This is a genomic window from Candidatus Bathyarchaeia archaeon (assembly GCA_038873195.1).
Classification (GTDB): Archaea; Thermoproteota; Bathyarchaeia; order Bathyarchaeales; family Bathycorpusculaceae; genus DSLH01.
Genome location: JAVZEV010000001.1, coordinates 1,424,980 through 1,440,538 on the forward strand (window position 1 = coordinate 1,424,980; position 15,559 = coordinate 1,440,538).

General features: G+C 43.3%; 17 protein-coding genes and 2 tRNA genes. 14 read left to right on the plus strand and 5 right to left on the minus strand.

The window, feature by feature from the left end; translation table 11 throughout:
- Positions 1 to 164 precede the first annotated feature (164 nt).
- The 5 genes from QXW63_07950 to QXW63_07970 all read left to right on the plus strand — a co-directional run bounded on the left by QXW63_07950 (position 165) and on the right by QXW63_07970 (position 4,168).
- Positions 165 to 302: a hypothetical protein gene (locus tag QXW63_07950; GenBank protein ID MEM3461825.1), complete on the plus strand. Its 138-nt coding sequence runs from the start codon at positions 165 to 167 to the stop codon at positions 300 to 302.
- Positions 303 to 308: 6 nt separating this feature from the next.
- Complete coding sequence (locus QXW63_07955; GenBank protein ID MEM3461826.1) at positions 309 to 554, plus strand: hypothetical protein; 246 nt, start codon at positions 309 to 311, stop codon at positions 552 to 554.
- 100 nt (positions 555 to 654) lie between these two features.
- Positions 655 to 1,656: an adenylosuccinate synthetase gene (locus QXW63_07960; GenBank protein MEM3461827.1), complete on the plus strand. Its 1,002-nt coding sequence runs from the start codon at positions 655 to 657 to the stop codon at positions 1,654 to 1,656.
- Positions 1,657 to 1,755: 99 nt separating this feature from the next.
- Positions 1,756 to 2,949, plus strand: coding sequence for an MFS transporter (locus QXW63_07965; GenBank protein MEM3461828.1), 1,194 nt, complete (start codon positions 1,756 to 1,758; stop codon positions 2,947 to 2,949).
- Between the two features lie 79 nt (positions 2,950 to 3,028).
- A complete protein-coding gene (locus tag QXW63_07970; protein ID MEM3461829.1) occupies positions 3,029 to 4,168 on the plus strand; it encodes a trypsin-like peptidase domain-containing protein in 1,140 nt (379 codons plus the stop codon).
- 11 nt (positions 4,169 to 4,179) lie between these two features.
- Here QXW63_07970 and QXW63_07975 read toward each other — a convergent pair.
- A tRNA-Pro gene (locus QXW63_07975) sits at positions 4,180 to 4,254 on the minus strand.
- 106 nt (positions 4,255 to 4,360) lie between these two features.
- Here QXW63_07975 and nrdD point away from each other — a divergent pair.
- Positions 4,361 to 6,574, plus strand: a complete 2,214-nt coding sequence (gene nrdD, locus QXW63_07980) for an anaerobic ribonucleoside-triphosphate reductase (protein ID MEM3461830.1) — start codon at positions 4,361 to 4,363, stop codon at positions 6,572 to 6,574.
- Positions 6,575 to 6,597: 23 nt separating this feature from the next.
- Here nrdD and pyrB read toward each other — a convergent pair whose 3' ends face one another.
- Positions 6,598 to 7,518: an aspartate carbamoyltransferase gene (gene pyrB, locus QXW63_07985; GenBank protein MEM3461831.1), complete on the minus strand. Its 921-nt coding sequence runs from the start codon at positions 7,516 to 7,518 to the stop codon at positions 6,598 to 6,600.
- A 144-nt stretch (positions 7,519 to 7,662) separates the two neighbouring features.
- Between pyrB and pyrI the strand changes: the two genes are divergently transcribed.
- Both pyrI and QXW63_07995 read left to right on the plus strand, forming a co-directional pair.
- Positions 7,663 to 8,118, plus strand: a complete 456-nt coding sequence (pyrI, locus tag QXW63_07990) for an aspartate carbamoyltransferase regulatory subunit (GenBank protein MEM3461832.1) — start codon at positions 7,663 to 7,665, stop codon at positions 8,116 to 8,118.
- 129 nt (positions 8,119 to 8,247) lie between these two features.
- Entirely contained in the window at positions 8,248 to 8,583 is a 336-nt protein-coding gene (locus QXW63_07995) for a hypothetical protein (GenBank protein MEM3461833.1), read from the plus strand.
- Between the two features lie 55 nt (positions 8,584 to 8,638).
- Here QXW63_07995 and QXW63_08000 read toward each other — a convergent pair whose 3' ends face one another.
- On the minus strand, positions 8,639 to 8,980 hold the full coding sequence (locus QXW63_08000) for a PRC-barrel domain-containing protein (protein ID MEM3461834.1): 342 nt from the start codon (positions 8,978 to 8,980) through the stop codon (positions 8,639 to 8,641).
- A 64-nt stretch (positions 8,981 to 9,044) separates the two neighbouring features.
- On the opposite strand from QXW63_08000, the gene QXW63_08005 reads away from it, so the two are divergent.
- Positions 9,045 to 9,782 (plus strand): hypothetical protein, encoded by a 738-nt coding sequence (locus QXW63_08005; protein MEM3461835.1) that lies wholly within the window; start codon positions 9,045 to 9,047, stop codon positions 9,780 to 9,782.
- A gap of 49 nt (positions 9,783 to 9,831) precedes the next feature.
- Here QXW63_08005 and QXW63_08010 read toward each other — a convergent pair.
- Positions 9,832 to 9,905, minus strand: a tRNA-Asn gene (locus tag QXW63_08010).
- 63 nt (positions 9,906 to 9,968) lie between these two features.
- Positions 9,969 to 11,459 (minus strand): radical SAM protein, encoded by a 1,491-nt coding sequence (locus QXW63_08015; protein ID MEM3461836.1) that lies wholly within the window; start codon positions 11,457 to 11,459, stop codon positions 9,969 to 9,971.
- Positions 11,460 to 11,673: 214 nt separating this feature from the next.
- Here QXW63_08015 and QXW63_08020 point away from each other — a divergent pair, with 214 nt between their 5' ends.
- Genes QXW63_08020 through QXW63_08040 form a run of 5 tightly spaced genes read left to right on the plus strand, consistent with a single transcriptional unit; the run spans position 11,674 to position 15,557 of the window.
- Positions 11,674 to 12,225, plus strand: coding sequence for a pyruvate ferredoxin oxidoreductase subunit gamma (locus tag QXW63_08020; GenBank protein ID MEM3461837.1), 552 nt, complete (start codon positions 11,674 to 11,676; stop codon positions 12,223 to 12,225).
- A complete protein-coding gene (locus QXW63_08025; GenBank protein MEM3461838.1) occupies positions 12,222 to 12,500 on the plus strand; it encodes a 4Fe-4S binding protein in 279 nt (92 codons plus the stop codon). Before QXW63_08020 ends, QXW63_08025 begins: the two co-directional genes overlap by 4 nt.
- Positions 12,501 to 12,517: 17 nt before the next feature.
- The gene (locus tag QXW63_08030; protein ID MEM3461839.1) at positions 12,518 to 13,750 is read left to right on the plus strand and encodes a transketolase C-terminal domain-containing protein; all 1,233 of its coding nucleotides are present in this window, start codon (positions 12,518 to 12,520) and stop codon (positions 13,748 to 13,750) included.
- Positions 13,751 to 13,764: 14 nt separating this feature from the next.
- A complete protein-coding gene (locus QXW63_08035; protein ID MEM3461840.1) occupies positions 13,765 to 14,730 on the plus strand; it encodes a thiamine pyrophosphate-dependent enzyme in 966 nt (321 codons plus the stop codon).
- A gap of 59 nt (positions 14,731 to 14,789) precedes the next feature.
- Positions 14,790 to 15,557 (plus strand): GNAT family N-acetyltransferase, encoded by a 768-nt coding sequence (locus QXW63_08040; protein MEM3461841.1) that lies wholly within the window; start codon positions 14,790 to 14,792, stop codon positions 15,555 to 15,557.
- Positions 15,558 to 15,559: the final 2 nt, after the last annotated feature.

A 15,559-nucleotide genomic window follows, 5' to 3' on the forward strand; every position in this document is an offset into this window, starting at 1 on the left:
ATCCACGAACTTCACCGTAGCTAATAGTAAACATGACTAACGGTATAAGATTTTCACTTTAACTTATCTCTCTCCAGAATGTTGGAGTGTCGGTTCATAGAGTGTTTTAAAAGCAGAAAATGCGAAGCGTTTTAACTGCAGTTTGCGAGTGGAGGTGCGCGTGTATGGAGCGTTGTAAAAACCCGTGGAATAAAGAATGTAAGAACCCTAACATTGAAGTTTACATTCTCTTCAAAGGAGAAAAAACACCCATCTGCAGACGTTGCTGGAGTAGGCTTTCGGATAAGGAGTTGGAGTGGTGAAAACTGATGGAAAGATTCAGTATGAACACGGCGAGGTCCTTTCTCGGAAAAAACGTAAACCTTCACTTGAAAGACGGTTCAGTTATAGTGAATGTTTTGCTTTCAGAGATTCTAAAAGACGAGTTTGGAAGGGTAACTTTCGTTAAATGTGTGCCCTACAAGAAAGAAAACGAGTTCAAGATACCATTAAAGAGCATAGCATGGGCTGAACTTTTGAATCTCAACTTGATTCTCATTGGCGATAACAATTAGGGCGCAGCCGTAATAGGCTTCTATTTTTTGGATAGTTTTTAAACGAGGTTGTTAAACAACCTTAAATAATTCTCGGCAGACTCTCTAAACGGCGATAAAAATGCCGTGCACAGTTATAGCTGGAGCCTTCTGGGGAGACGAAGGAAAAGGAAAAATAATCTCTTACCTAGCCTTAAAAGATAAACTTGACGTTTGCGTGAGAACGGGTTCTGTTAACGCCGCCCACACAGTATGGTATAAAGGTAACCGTTACGCGTTGCATATGGTTCCCGCAGCCTTTGTCTATGAGAAATGCCGTTTGCTGATTGGCGCGGGTTCAAATGTTGAAGTTAAACAGTTACTCGAAGAAATAGAACAGACAGGCACCAAAAACCGCATAGGCGTAGACGCTCAAGCTTCTATAATCGAAGAAAAACACTCAATGCAAGACAAAGCAAGCGCGCATCTCAAACAAGTTGTAGGCACAACCGGCAGGGGCGTAGGCCCAGCAATCGAAGAACGCGTCCGCAGAACAGCAAAACTTGCAAGGGACATTCCAGAACTCAAGCCATACTTGACAGACGTGTCTAAAGAGGCTAACGAGGCAATAGATAAAGGCAAAAACGTCATGCTCGAAGGAACACAAGGCTTGCTACTTTCGCTTTATCACGGAACATACCCCTACGTGACAGGACGAGACACAAGCGCAGCAGCAATCTGCTCCGAAGCAGGAGTAGGCCCAACAAAAGTTGACGAAGTCTTAATAGTGTTCAAATCCTTCATGACCCGTGTCGGCGCAGGCCCACTACCTGGAGAAATAACAAAAGAAGAAGCCATAAAACGCGGATGGTTCGAAACTGCTGCTGGAACAGGCCGTGACAGACGCTCTGCTCCATTCAATTTTGAACTTGCCAAGAAAGCTGTTACGCTTAATGGCGCAACTCAGGCTGCAGTCACAAAACTTGACGTTCTTTTTCCTGCATGCAAAGGCGCGAAAACATACGATGACCTTCCAAAGGACGCTAAGCAGTTCATAAAGGAAATTGAAAAATCCACAGGCATTCCAGTCGTGCTAATCGGCACTGGGCCAGAAGCCTTAGACATAATTGACAGAAGAAAATAATCCTGATAACTCTTAGATAAACAGATTTTTCTCGGCAGAAAGGCATAAAGCATCAACAATTATACTAAAGTAAAATTCCAGCAATTGGAAGTAAAGTTGTTGACAGCAACCAACTATAGAAAAATTCTAAGGTCAAGCTTTCCGTTTGAAGTGTTAAACAAAGACTTGAGATTAATTTTTACCTCTAACCTGTTAGGTTCTTTTGGCGACGGACTTTACGCTTTTCTCTTACCAGTTTACTTAACTGAAAGCCTCGGAGCCAACGATGTAGAAGTAGGCATACTCTATGCCATAGTGACTTTGACTTCAGCATTAACTCTGCTTGTGGCTGGAACACTCGCAGACAAGTATGACCGCAAAAAAATCATGATAGCCGGATGGATAGCATGGGTGCCCGCGCCGTTAGTTTTCTCCATTGCAAACAATTGGCTTCAAACATTACCTGGCATCATTTTATGGGGAGTTTGGCTTGGCGGACCAACAAACACAGCATACATTGTAACAGCCGCTGACAAGACTAAGTTAACATTAACTTTCACTTTGATTTCTTCAGCGTGGTCACTTGGTTACATTTTTTCTCCGGCGATTGGAGGCTATTTAGCTGGAACTGTCGGAATGCATGCCGTTTTCTATTTAGCCTTCATTTTCTATGCTCTCGCAGGCTTAGTCCTAGCCTTCATAAACAGTCAACGTGCAACTCGCTTAACACAAGAGCCCCCAGAAAAGAATTACTCTTTCTTCAAGCTTTTAAAAACAAAGAGGTTGCTTAAACTTTCGATTCTATTTGCTTCTTTAATTTTCGTCACACTCATGTTTCGTCCATTCATCCCCAAGTTTCTTGCGGACGTCTATCATTATGGCAAGTTTGAAATAGGCATTTTAGGTTCTGTTTCCTTTTTCAGCTCAGCAGTTTTGGGCATCTTCTTAGGCAAGCTTGGAGATAGATGGAGAAAATCGTTTGCTCTTGCCATAGCTATGTTTCTAAGCAGCTTGTCATTAATTCTTCTCTTACTGTTCAGCCAATTCTACATTCTAATAATCGCCTTTTTCCTAATAGGAGGCTCCTACATACTATGGTCGTTAATGAGCGCCATAATTGGGCCACTCGCTCCAGAACATATGAGGGCACGATGGATTTCCATACCTCAAACCGTCAGCATTTTCACTTCTTTCGTGGCGCCCTACGTCGGCGGCGTTCTCTACAGTTTTTCTCAATCTTACTTGTTTATCATAGCCGTGGCGGCAACACTCTTCCTATCCTTGCTGATATTTTTTAAAGCTTTTGAGACGTAAAAAAGTGCCAAGGGTAAGTTTTGCGGAACTTTTATTTTTCTGCAATACATTCGGTTATCGTTTAAAAGAGGTGAAACAGTTGAGCATTTCCAGCGAAAGTGGTGTAAGGTTTTCTTTAACATTCGTACTGCTAATGCTTATTGTGGGATTGATTGCTGGCGGACTAGCGACTTACCTAATAGCCTACCAGCAAGTTGAGAATCTAAATAATGACATTGCAAATCTCAAAAATCAAGTCTCCAAACTGTGGGGTTTCCAGAACGTAACTTACCAAAATATTACAATTTATCAAAACGCCACGGTTTTAACAGAAATTTATGAACGCGTAAAAGATTCTGTTGTTTTAGTGCGTGGAACAACAGGTTCAGGAAGTGTACAAGGTTCAGGGTTTGTCTATAACTTCTCTGGTTTGCCTGTTGTAATAACGAATTACCACGTTGTCCATGGCACAATAAGCGTGAGCGTAACGTTTTCGAACGGAAACGGCTACGCGGCTGAAGTAAACGGAACAGACCCGTACGCGGATTTAGCTGTTCTATTGGTTGACGCTCCACAGGAAGAATTCAAACCCATCGAAATCGTAAGCTCCTCAACACTAAAAGTCGGCGACCCAGTCATAGCAATAGGAAACCCCTACGGCTTAGTTGGATCAATGACCACGGGAGTGATAAGCGCTCTGGGAAGGACAATAACCGAGGAATACACCGGCGGCTTCGGCATAGCAAACATAATACAGACAAGCGCGCCTATAAACCCCGGAAACTCAGGGGGTCCACTATTGAATTATAACGGCAAGGTTATCGGAATAACAACCGCAATAGTCGCAGAGTCTCAAGGCTTAGGCTTCGCCATCCCATCAAACACTATCCTTCGAGAAATTTACTCGCTAGTAACTAACGGTACCTATGACGGGCACTCCTACTTAGGCGTGAGAGGAACAGACATGAACTACGAAACAAGCCAAAAAATGGGCATAAACGTAACCTACGGATGGCTAATAGCCGAAGTCATACCGGGTGGCCCATCGGATGGAAAACTACAAGCCAACGACACAATAATCGCGATGAATATGACCCGCATCAAAAACGGCGACGACCTCGCAAGCTATTTGGAAGAAAACACGCTACCAGGCGATAATCTAATCATCACAATCGTAAGAGCCAACGCCACAGAAAATGTCACGATAACCTTAGAAAGACGACCAAGCCCATTTAGTTGAGATTTTCTTAGTGGGGCTGCCCGGATTTGAACCGGGGTCTAGAGAGCCCGAGTCTCCAAGCCTAGACCAAGCTAGCCGACAGCCCCTTGCATGCTCATCTTTACATTTAAAACATTAAAATAAAGTCTTCCTTAACCTTTAAACCCTCGCTTCGTAATATTACTTTACCACTTTGGGGAGGCTAACGCAGACTTGTCGATTCCACATCGTGTGCGGGGAGTAAAAATACTTAAAGCGGTTTCTTCGTCTCTTAGGTTGCAGATTTTGAATTTGCTTTTTGATAGGGGTCCTCTTTCTTATACTGAGTTGATGAGTTCTTTGAAGATGAATCCTACTAGGGATGCGGGGAGGTTTGCTTATCATTTGAAGTTTCTGCTTAGGGCGGATTTGATTGAGGCGGATGTGGAGGCGAAGAAGTATTGTTTAACTGAGCTTGGCAAGATGGTTATTGATGTTGCGGATAGGATTGAAAAGAAAGCCATAAAACCAAAAAGCATGCTTATACGCACTTCGCGTTTTGCATTGGAAGAGTTTGACGCAAACAAGATTGCAAACTCTCTTATTAAAGAAGCGAAAATGCCCGCTGAACTGGCGCAGAAGGTGGCGAAAGAAGCTGAAAAGCGGTTGTTGAAATCGAAGATTAAGTATTTGACTGCTCCACTCGTGAGGGAGGTTGTGAATGCGGTTTTAATAGAGAAAGGTTTAGAGGAGTATCGACACAAGCTTACGCGTTTGGGTCTTCCAGTGTATGATGTTGCCAGCTTGTTAGAGGGAAAAGAAACTGGTCAGCAAATGGGTTCTGTGAGCGAAAAATTGGGAGAGACAATTTTAAGAGAGTATATGCTTTTGAACATGTTTCCAAGAGATGTTGCAGACGCGCATTTGTCTGGTTCAATCTTTGTGGAAGGTTTGGGTTCTTGGATTTTGAAGCCAAGTGAAGTTATGCATGATTTGCGATTTTTTCTGCAGCATGGCTTAAACTTGGAAAGAATAAACGTTTTCAAGTCTTCTTTACAGCCTCCTAATAGTTTGGAATCGGCTTTGTCGACTACGTTTAATGTTCTTTTGCATTCTGCCAGAGAAGTAGATGCGATGCAAACTCTCGATTATTTTAATGTTTTTTTGGCGCCATTTGTAAAGGGTACAAAGCCTACAGAGGTTAAGGAGGCTTTACGTTCATTTATTCTCCAAGTAAATCAGCATGTAAAAGCGTCTTTAGGTTTGGAGCTTACCGTCCCAGATTTTATGGCAGGAAAACAAGTTCTCGGCTCTGATGGAAAAGTGTTAGGCAAATATGGAGATTTTGTTGATGAAAGCCAACTTTTAGCTTCATTTATCCTTGAAATACTTATTGAAGAAAGCCTGCGTAAGCCTCTGCTTAATCCCGCGATAATTTTGGAAGTGCGTAAGGAAGCGTTTGTTAATGAAAAAGTAAAAGCGATGCTTTTAAAGGCACATCAATTAGCTTCAGAAAAAAGCATGCTTTACTTTGCTAATCTTTTAGGAGAAAACAAACGCGATTCTGTTTTTTCTTCTTCTGGATTTACTCTCAAAACCGATGCATGTGGAGATTGGGAAATTGAAACTCTGCGTACCGGTTGTCTTGGAAGGGTTGGAGTTAATCTTCCACGGATAGTGGTTGAGTCTGGAAAGGATAAGACGAAGTTTCTGGAAATTTTCAAAGAACGGTTGGAGATGGCAGTTCGCGCTTTGGAGATTAAGTATAGAACGCTCAAGCAGCATGGTGGGGGTTTGCTTCCGTTTCTCTCTCAAGAAGTTAATGGGGACCAGTATTTTAGGCTTGAAAATTGTTCCCGCATAATAAACATGGTAGGATTGAAAGAATCTGCTGAGATATTCTCTGGGAAGAGTGTTTATGAAGACGAGAAAAGTTTGGCGTTTGCTGAGGAAGTAATACAACAAGCCTCAGAGTATATAAACAAGATTGGAAGAAAGCATGACAAAAATGTTTTTTTGGCTGCGTTGCCGAGTTTTGAAGCTTCTGAAAGGTTTGCCCAGTTGGATATTGAGAGGTATGGTGTTGCAAAAGTGCGCTTTTCTGGAACGCGAGAAAAGCCGTTTTACTCCACGGTTGGTAAGTTGATTCTTAAAGACGATGAAGTTCTTCCGACATTTTTGAAGGTTGAAGAGAAACTTAGCAAATTGTTCGATGCTGGTGGATATTTTTCGGTAATAGAGCTTGGAGAAGCCGAGCATAAACCGGAAGCTCTTATGGCTTTAACTAAGCAGATTTTTGAAAGCGGCAGTTTAGAATTTTTCACGTATAATCGCAAACTAACTTATTGCGTCAACTGCAAAAGAAGCTGGTTTGGAAAATTGCAGAAATGTCCCTCTTGCGGAGCAGTAAGCACATTAGCGTTCTTTGACCAGTTTGCGGCAGTATAAATTCTTGAAGGAATAGGCAATTGTTACTTTACGGCGCCTAATATTAAGGCTAGAAGTGCCATTCTGGCGACTATACCGTTCCAGACTTGTTGGAAATATCGTGCGTAAGAGGTGTTGTCCACTTCCGAGGCTATTTCGTCTACTCGTGGAAGCGGGTGCAGAATTATTAGATCTTTTTTTGCATCGCTTAGTGTTTTTAAGTCTATTTTGTAGGAGCCTTTAACTTTGGCGTATTCAGCTGGATCTGGGAAGCGTTCTTTTTGTATTCGTGTGACGTAGAGAACGTCTACCTGTGGGATTATTTTTTCTAGTCCGGTTTTTTCTGTTACGGGTATTCTTTCTTTTATTGTTTGTAGAACTTCTCTGCGCATTTTTAGAGTTTCAGGCGAAATTAGGTATAATTCAATGTTGTAGAGTGAGAGTGCGTATGCTAAGGAGTGAACTGTTCTTCCGTATCGGAGGTCGCCTACAAAGGCGATTTTTAATCCGTCAATTTTTCCTTTTTCTTTCTTTATCGTGTATAGGTCTAGAAGAGCTTGTGTTGGGTGTTCTTCTGCGCCGCTGCCACCGTTGATTACTGGGATTTTTGCGAATTCTGCTGCGAGTCTTGCCGCGCCTTCAAGCGGATGTCTCACGGCGATTACGTCTGCGTAATTTTCAACTGTGCGTATGGTGTCTGCGAGGTTTTCGCCTTTTTTGACGGATGCAATTTCGGCTTCTGCGAAGCCAATTGTTGAGCCGCCGAGTTTGTGCATTGCTGCTTCGAAGCTTAGGCGTGTGCGTGTGCTTGGTTCGAAGAACAGTGTGGCTAGGATTTTGCCTTTGAGCATGTCTGAGCCTTTGGCGGCTATGGGCTCCATGGCTTGTGCAATTTTTAGGATATAGTCAATTTCTTCTCGCGAAAAATCTTTTATTGAGATTATGTCTCTGCCTTGGAACTCCAATCTCACACCCAGAACAAATCTACGTAACTCCTAAATAACTTTTTATGAGCAAAGCGAATGCCCATTTGTGCGAGTGCAAAAGTTAAAATCTTTTATGTGCATTCTCTGTATAGCCTTGTTTAAGGGGGAATTCGTGTGAGCGAAATGGAATTGCGTGTTTCTAAAATTAAGGATGGCACTGTTATTGACCATATTACTGGCGGTCACGCGTTGGATGTTGTTAAGATTTTGGGGATTACTGGGAAGGAGAAGGGGACGCTTACTATTGCAGTTAATGTGCCGAGTAAACGTCTAAAAACGAAGGATATTGTTAAGATTGAGGGTAGAGAGTTGAAGCCCCAGGAACTGCATAAGATTGCTTTGTTGGCGCCTCATGCGACTATTAATATTATTCGTGACTATGGTGTTGTTAAAAAGTTTGAGGTTAAGTTGCCAAAGCTCATCGAGAATATTGTTAAATGTGCTAACCCGGCTTGCATAAGTAATAGTAATGAGCCTGTTCAAGCTAAGTTTTATGTAGAGTGTGAGGAGCCTTTGCTTTTGAAGTGTCATTATTGTGGTTATATTATGGAGAAGAAGGATGTTCTTCAACAGTTTTAGTGTTGGTGTTTGGGTATTCGGAATTTGAGATAATACTTATATCGTAAGAGATAATATTCTCAAGTTAGATATGTCTGCAAACAGACATAAAGTATATGTGTAGAACAGAAATGCGCGTGAGGAAAAAACATGTTCAGCCTGATTGAAATACTCTTATTCTCGTTATGGACATGCTTCGTTATATACGCCACATGGTACTTCACTTCTGCAAAACACTACGCGCCAATAACCCACACCGAAGCAAGAATGCTTTGGAAAATACACAAACAAATCGGTCAGTGTAGTTCTAGAAAATGGAGAGAAATTAGGCGAAGAAATAAGATAATTGGTTTTGAGTGCGGATGCGGATACAAACACATACAAAAACGTCCACTAGTCATTAGTGCGCCTGCTGCAAGAACCCAGATGCAAGACGCTGAAACGTCTATTTTCGATAAATTGCATACATCCTACGAGTCAACTTAATCCTAGAATTAGCAATTTGCAGAGAAATAGCAGTTAGTTACAAATAAAAAGGAGTTTATGCATACTTTTTGCATTTGTAGCAGTACCAACGCTGATATTGCGGAACAAAGGTGAGCGGACCTTTACATGTTGGGCAAACCTGTGGGGCTTGCTGAATGGGAGGAGCTTCTTGGGGTTGTTCTGGTTTTAATATTATGAAGTCGCCGACTGCTTGGACTTCTTCCCATGTGATGTTTCGGCTTTCGCCTCCTTTCTTGCCTTCCACGTATAATGATATGCCCATTTTTCCAACCATAAAAGCGACATCTTTTACTGTTCCGATTATGTGTCCTTCCGCGTCTATGACTTGCATTCCGACGAGCATGTCTTTTGTGACTGCTTTTTCCTGTTTAACCATGTTCTAGGGTTTGCATAAATTATAAAAAGGTAATGTGCCCACTGTTTGCAGTAGAGATGAAATTATGAAGAATTTTAACGCAAAAGTCTTGCTTTTTGTGTTGGTCGCCTTCTACTTGTCGATGGGCAGTTCTGCGATGGCACAATACACGGTAGGCGTCAAAAGCGGAGACTGGATAAAATATAACTTCACCATGTCTGGCGGAGGACAAACCGTTCAAGGTTGGATTAAAATAACAATTCAAAGCGTTAGCGGAACACAAGTTACTGGAACTTATGCTGTAGGAATGTCTGGTCAACAATTACAACAACTAGATTTCACGCTTGATATTGCAACAGGTTACGGTACCATGAGCGGTTTCATAATTCCAGCAAACCTAGACACTGGACAAGCGATTCCAGGGGAAGGCACTACTGTGCAAGGCATAACAACTCGACATGGTAGGACAGCGATTTACGCCACTGCTACTGACCCGTACTCTGGATGGACTGGACAAGTATATTGGGACCAAGCGACCGGAGTACTGTTAGAAACAAGCACCTCATATGGTGGTTATACCTATACAATTACTCCAGCAGAGACTAACATGTGGAGTACCGGGTTGTTTGGTCCCGGCTTCTTAGGCTTGGACTGGTGGATTTGGATAGTCATCATAGTAGTCATAGTTGTGGTAATAGTTGCTGCAGCTATAATTTTACGCAAGAGAAAGCCTCCAGTAGCTCCAGCTGCTCCCGCTCCAGCTCCACAAGAACAGCCGCCTCAGCCTCCACCACCGCCACCGCCGCCTCCACCAACACCCTAATCTTCACTTTTTTGTCAAGCAACATTTCATCAAAAGGCAATTTTGAAAGCGCCGCCGGTAGGACTTGAACCTACGACCGACTGGTTAACAGCCAGCCGCTCTACCGAACTGAGCTACGGCGGCAAACACGAGCGTTTAAGAATTTTGGTTTTGTAGTCGTATTTAAGTCTAGTTATGAAATGGCTTCTAAACTATTCCAGCCTTTCTCACTTTATACTTGACTACTCCCGCAAAAAGTCTGTAGAAATGCCGAATTACACGCCTATACCATTTATCAGTAAACGACATGTCAATTAACTCGTTTATCCAGTACAAGCCATGATTCAAACACTTAAGCAAAAGCTCTTTGTGCAGCTCCGTCATCTCCGTCTCCTTAAACCAATCCTCATTCTTCAACCTACCCATAGGCACAAAAAACAACGGTACAATCAAACTTCTAACCCCTTTGAGGTCATCCATCAGCTCCACGGTTTTAACCAAGTCGTCCTCAGTTTCTTCCGGAGAACCCACAATAAGCGTGCACGCCGGAACCAGCTTATTATCATGCATCAACCCCATACCAGTACGCACAACTTCCGGCCACTCTTCCGGCTTGAACGGATGTGCTTTCGCGGGCATAATTTTCTTAGCAAGTCTTCCAGAACCCGTCTCTATCCCTACCTCAGCACCCCACCACGCCTGCTTCTGCAGAATAATTTCAGAAATTTTCGACAGAAGCTTCGGTTTAGCCGCCACTGCAGCAAGCGAACAGTGACTCCAACCCACACCCTCGCATTTTTTGGCAATCACTTCATGAAGCTCTATAAGTTTTTCATCGTTTGGAATAGTGTTTTTGGAGCCGTAAAGCATAACGTCCTCCGCATGAAGCGCCACGCCTTTCGTGTAGCCACTTTCCATGTTCACATCTATCTCGCGCAGTACCTTCTCAATTGGGTACCAACGTAAAGGACGCAAAGTCACACTGCAGAATTGGCATCCTCGGCAACATCCACGACCAATTTCCACTAAACCATCAACTGAAGGCTTCATAATATCGGGTATCTCATCAAGACTCGGCGTTTCTTCAACAGTAGATTCATAATATTTAGGAAGCGGCTCATCATTCAAGGCAGCCCTAAAGATTTTCCCAACAACTTTTTCAGCTTCACCAGAAATTATGCAGTCTATCCCATACTCTTCAACGAACTTTGGACGATGCAAAAACTGCCAAACACCTTGACCGCCAACAATAATCTTTAACCCACGTTTTTTGGCTTCTCTAATTTCCGGGGTAGCCAACAACGCGCGAAAATGCTGTGCAAGATACGGTTCTTTTTTCAAAACAAAAGCGAAAGTGGTTGAAGCTGGACCCAATCCAAATGGGTCCATCACATGAATTCCTAAAACCTTCGCTTCGTCAATGTACTCGCCCACGTGCAACGGCGACACTGTCAAAACATCAAAACCTTCGCTTAAAAGTTGAGCCTCAACCTTCCGCAAGCCATACGGCGCAGCTTCGGGAATGCCTTTTTTTGTCTTAATCGGCGGGAAAAAGAGCCAACTGTAAAACCAGTCGGGAAGAAAGTTTGGTGGAGCACATGTTCCGAACCCTAAGAATATGTTTTTATGGTAATCACTCATCAAGGTTCGGTCAGCGGTCAATATTATTTTGCCATTGTCTGCTTGTCTCTTTGACAAATCGCCGTCGGCTCCAAATATTTTAATTCCAAATTTTAGAGATTTAAATTTTGACGCACTTTCTACTTAATGCTTATGGTAACAGCCTAACTTTGCATGATTATCAACAACTCATTACCATGTTCCATTTCAGTTACCTGCTGAGAAAAAGGTATATGTTAGACTTCCCAATTAAGCTGAAAGACCAATGGAGAGAACAAAAAAATTGAAAAAAATCATGGAAGTTAGATGGCACGGAAGAGGCGGCCAAGGAGCATGGACAGCAAGCGAATTACTGGCACGTGCGGCTATTCATGAAGGAAAATACATTCAATCTTTTCCTGAGTTTGGTCCAGAAAGAATGGGCGCGCCAGTCACAGCGTTTACAAGAATAAGCACTGAACCAATAAAGATTCACTGTGCAGTTTACAATCCAGACATAGTAGCCGTAATCGACCCAACACTACTGAAAACTGTCCCGGTCACTGAAGGACTAAGCGAAGAAGGAACAATCATAGTTAACTCGAAAGACGCTCCAACAGAAATTAGAAAAATACTCAACTCCAATAAAGGTAAGGTGTGGGCTGTCCCCGCAACAGAAATAGCAATAAAAATTTTGGGAATGCCCATAGGCAACACAGCCATGCTCGGAGCCGTGGCACGCATTACGGAAATTGTCAAATTAGAAAGCATTGAAAAAGTCGTTAAAGAACGCTTCAGAAAAGACCTTGCCGAGAAAAATTTTGCAGTCATAAAAGAAGCTTATGAGGAGGTAAAATCAGAGTGACCGCAAAAGAGAAAAGTTGGAAAGAAATTTCGCCGGCAGGCGTGTGCTGGAAATCTAGCACTCAATTTTTGACTGGAGACTGGAAAACTTACAAGCCAGTGAGAGATTTGGAAAAGTGCACTCGATGCTTATTATGCGTGCTTTTCTGTCCTGACGGCGCAATACACTGGAAGCCTGAAAAAGGAGACATAGAATTTGACTATAACTTTTGCAAAGGCTGCGGAATATGCGCTAACGAGTGCCCAGCCAAAGCGATAGAGATGAAACTTGAATAGGGAAGGTGTATGACAAAATGAAAAGTGTTGTTAAACAGGAAGTTTTAGCCTTAAACGGAGACGAAGCAGTCGCTTTCGCTGCTAAGCAGTCAGACGTTGACGTTGTAGCAGCTTACCCAATAACTCCACAGACCATTATCGTGGAAAGATTCAGCGAGTACGTTGCGAACGGCGAAGTGGAAACCGAATTTGTGTGTACAGAATCCGAACACAGCGCTTTAACTGCTTGCTTGGCAGCATCAGTAACCGGTGCAAGAGCTTTCACAGCCAGCGCTTCCGCTGGTTTGGCTTTGATGCATGAAATGCTCTTTGTGACTTCAGGATGCCGCGCGCCCGTGGTCATGGCGATTGCGAACAGAGCCTTGTCTGCGCCGTTGAATATTCACGGCGACCACTCTGACACTATGACGGAACGTGACAGCGGATGGATACAAATATACGTTGAAAACGCGCAGGAAGCGTATGATTCGGTTATTCAAGCGTTTAAGATAGCTGAGAACACCGATGTGCTTTTACCTGTTATTGTGGGTTTGGACGGTTTCACGTTAAGTCACACATTAGAAAATGTGCATGTGCTTTCGGACGATGCGGTTAAAAGGTTTGTTGGGACCCGCAAGTTCATCAACGTCACGAATCACGAGGGCAGAACTGTTCCCTTTAAGCTTGACCCAGACAACCCAACGAGTATGGGTCCGATAGCGTTGCCGAATTACTATTTTGAGTTTAAGCGGCAACAGGAAGAAGCTATGAAAAACGCTTTGAAAGTAATCCAAGACGTAAACAAAGAGTACGCTGAGATTAGTGGCAGAAGCTACGGAGATGGACTGGTTGATGCGTACTATGTTGAGGATGCGGAAGTAGCTATTGTCTGTTTAGGCTCTACGGCGGGCACTGTGAAAGCTGTTGTGGACGAGTTGAGAGCGGAAGGCGTCAAGGCTGGACTGCTTAGAATTCGCACTTTCCGACCATTACCCGTTGAAAGAATAGTTGACACGTTGAAAAATGCGAAGGCGGTGGCTGTGATGGACAGAAGCATGAGTTTCGGCGGAAACGGCGGACCAGTTTTCCATGAAGTTCGCCATGCACTTTATGACGCGGACAAGCATCCTTACATTGTAAATTACATTTATGGTTTAGGCGGAAGAGACACAAGCCCAATGCAAATTCGCAAGATTTACGAGGATTTACAGAAGATTCTGCGAATAAAACGCGTTGAAACACGCGTGCAGTATTTGGGATTAAGGGAATAGGAGGAGATGAAAAGATGCAAACAGAAGCTGAATGGAAATTCACCGCAAAAGACATCGCTGAAAAACCAGACCTGTTCCTGTCAGGACACAGAGCATGCGCGGGTTGTGGACCAGCAACTGTTTTGAGGTTAATAATGAAAGCGGTTAGAGGACCCACGATAGTTACTAATGCGACTGGGTGTATGGAGGTTGTTTCGTCAATTTATCCGTACACTTCTTGGGCTATTCCATGGCTGCACACGGCTTTTGAGAATGCTGCTGCGAACGCTTCGGGAATTGAAGCTGCATTGAAGATTTTGAAGAAGAAGGGTAGAAGTAAGCATGAGCATGTGGACGTTATTGCCTTGGCTGGAGACGGCGGTACCTACGACATTGGCATACAAGCGCTTTCTGGCGCAGTTGAAAGAGGACATGACTTTCTCTATGTGCTCTATGATAATGAGGCTTACATGAACACTGGCATACAGCGCAGTGGAGGAACACCATTAGGCGCTTCAACAACCACTTCGCCAGCCGGCACAGTTATTCCCGGCAAGTTAGAGCATAAAAAACCCATTGCAGATATTATGGTGGCTCATGACATGCCTTATGTGGCAACGGCTTCGCCTTACTATTGGCGCGACTTGCTTGTGAAGGTCAGAAAGGGCTTGGAAGTGAATGGACCAGCGTTTTTGCATGTGTTTGCGCCTTGCCCACGTGGATGGAGAAGCGACCCAGCTAAGTCGATTGAGCTTTCACGTTTGGCTGTGGAAACATGCATATTTCCGTTGTGGGAAGCCGTAAACGGCGAGTATCAGCTTTCAACGCCGAGCAAAGTTTTCGCTTTGGCTCCGCAAAAGAAGAAGCCGGTCAAGGAGTATTTGCAGGTGCAGGGACGATTTAGACATTTGTTCACGCCGAAATTTGAGAAATTAACCGAGGAAATCCAGCGAGTAACAGATGAACGGTGGAAACGCCTACTTAAAAAATGCGGAATGTAAACCTTAATTTTCTCTTTCTTTTCGTAATAGTATGATTGGAGAAAACAGTATTGAGAATTGTGCCTCTAAACGAGAGTTGTGAAAAAGTTTTCTGGAGCCATGTTAACCAAGACCCAGCGAATTACTATTTCTTTATTTTCGACTGGAAACAACGCAGAGACCAAACTAGAATTTTGATGGCAATAGAAGGCGAAAATGTTGAAGGACTAATGCTGATTTACAGAGACGCAATTGTCCAACTGAGAGGCAACCGTGAAGCTGTTAAGACACTTTTAGGCAGTCTTGACTTGGACAAGGTTGAGTTGCAAGCGCCTTTGGAATGCGAAGATTTGGTGCTTAGAAAGTATAAGCTTACTTTTCGGGTTGAGATGATGTTGATGCGTTTACTGGAAGGGGAAGAACACATTCAAGTTGGACATGAACCCGAGAGGCTCACGGTTGAGGATGCAGAGGAAATCGCGGATTTAATGCGAAGTACGAATCCTGAATGGTGGGGCGACATAACAGCTGAGATGCAGAAGAAAATGATGGAAGACGCGTTGTGGCTGGGAATAAAACGTGACGGCAAAATTGTTTCAGTTGGCAGTACTCGGTTGACAGATTTTGGATGCAATATTGGCATAGTGGCTACGCACGAACAATACAGAAATATGGGTTACGCAACATCCATAGTCTCTGCGCTATTGAAAGAAATCTTGAAAACGTCATCCACAGCGTTGATTCACGTGTTAAGCGATAATGCCCCAGCCGTCCATGTTTACTCAAAAGTCGGCTTCAAACCATACAAAACTTACCTTTTCATAAGAGGAGAAAAAACAAAAGAATAAAG

Coding starts and splice junctions, on each gene's coding strand:
- QXW63_07950 (MEM3461825.1), top strand. CDS start 165: ATGGAGCGTTGTAAAAACCCGTGGAATAAAGAATGTAAGAACCCTAAC.
- QXW63_07955 (MEM3461826.1), top strand. CDS start 309: ATGGAAAGATTCAGTATGAACACGGCGAGGTCCTTTCTCGGAAAAAAC.
- QXW63_07960 (MEM3461827.1), top strand. CDS start 655: ATGCCGTGCACAGTTATAGCTGGAGCCTTCTGGGGAGACGAAGGAAAA.
- pyrI (MEM3461832.1), top strand. CDS start 7,663: ATGGAATTGCGTGTTTCTAAAATTAAGGATGGCACTGTTATTGACCAT.
- QXW63_07995 (MEM3461833.1), top strand. CDS start 8,248: ATGTTCAGCCTGATTGAAATACTCTTATTCTCGTTATGGACATGCTTC.
- QXW63_08000 (MEM3461834.1), bottom strand. CDS start 8,980: ATGGTTAAACAGGAAAAAGCAGTCACAAAAGACATGCTCGTCGGAATG.
- QXW63_08005 (MEM3461835.1), top strand. CDS start 9,045: ATGAAGAATTTTAACGCAAAAGTCTTGCTTTTTGTGTTGGTCGCCTTC.
- QXW63_08030 (MEM3461839.1), top strand. CDS start 12,518: ATGAAAAGTGTTGTTAAACAGGAAGTTTTAGCCTTAAACGGAGACGAA.
- QXW63_08035 (MEM3461840.1), top strand. CDS start 13,765: ATGCAAACAGAAGCTGAATGGAAATTCACCGCAAAAGACATCGCTGAA.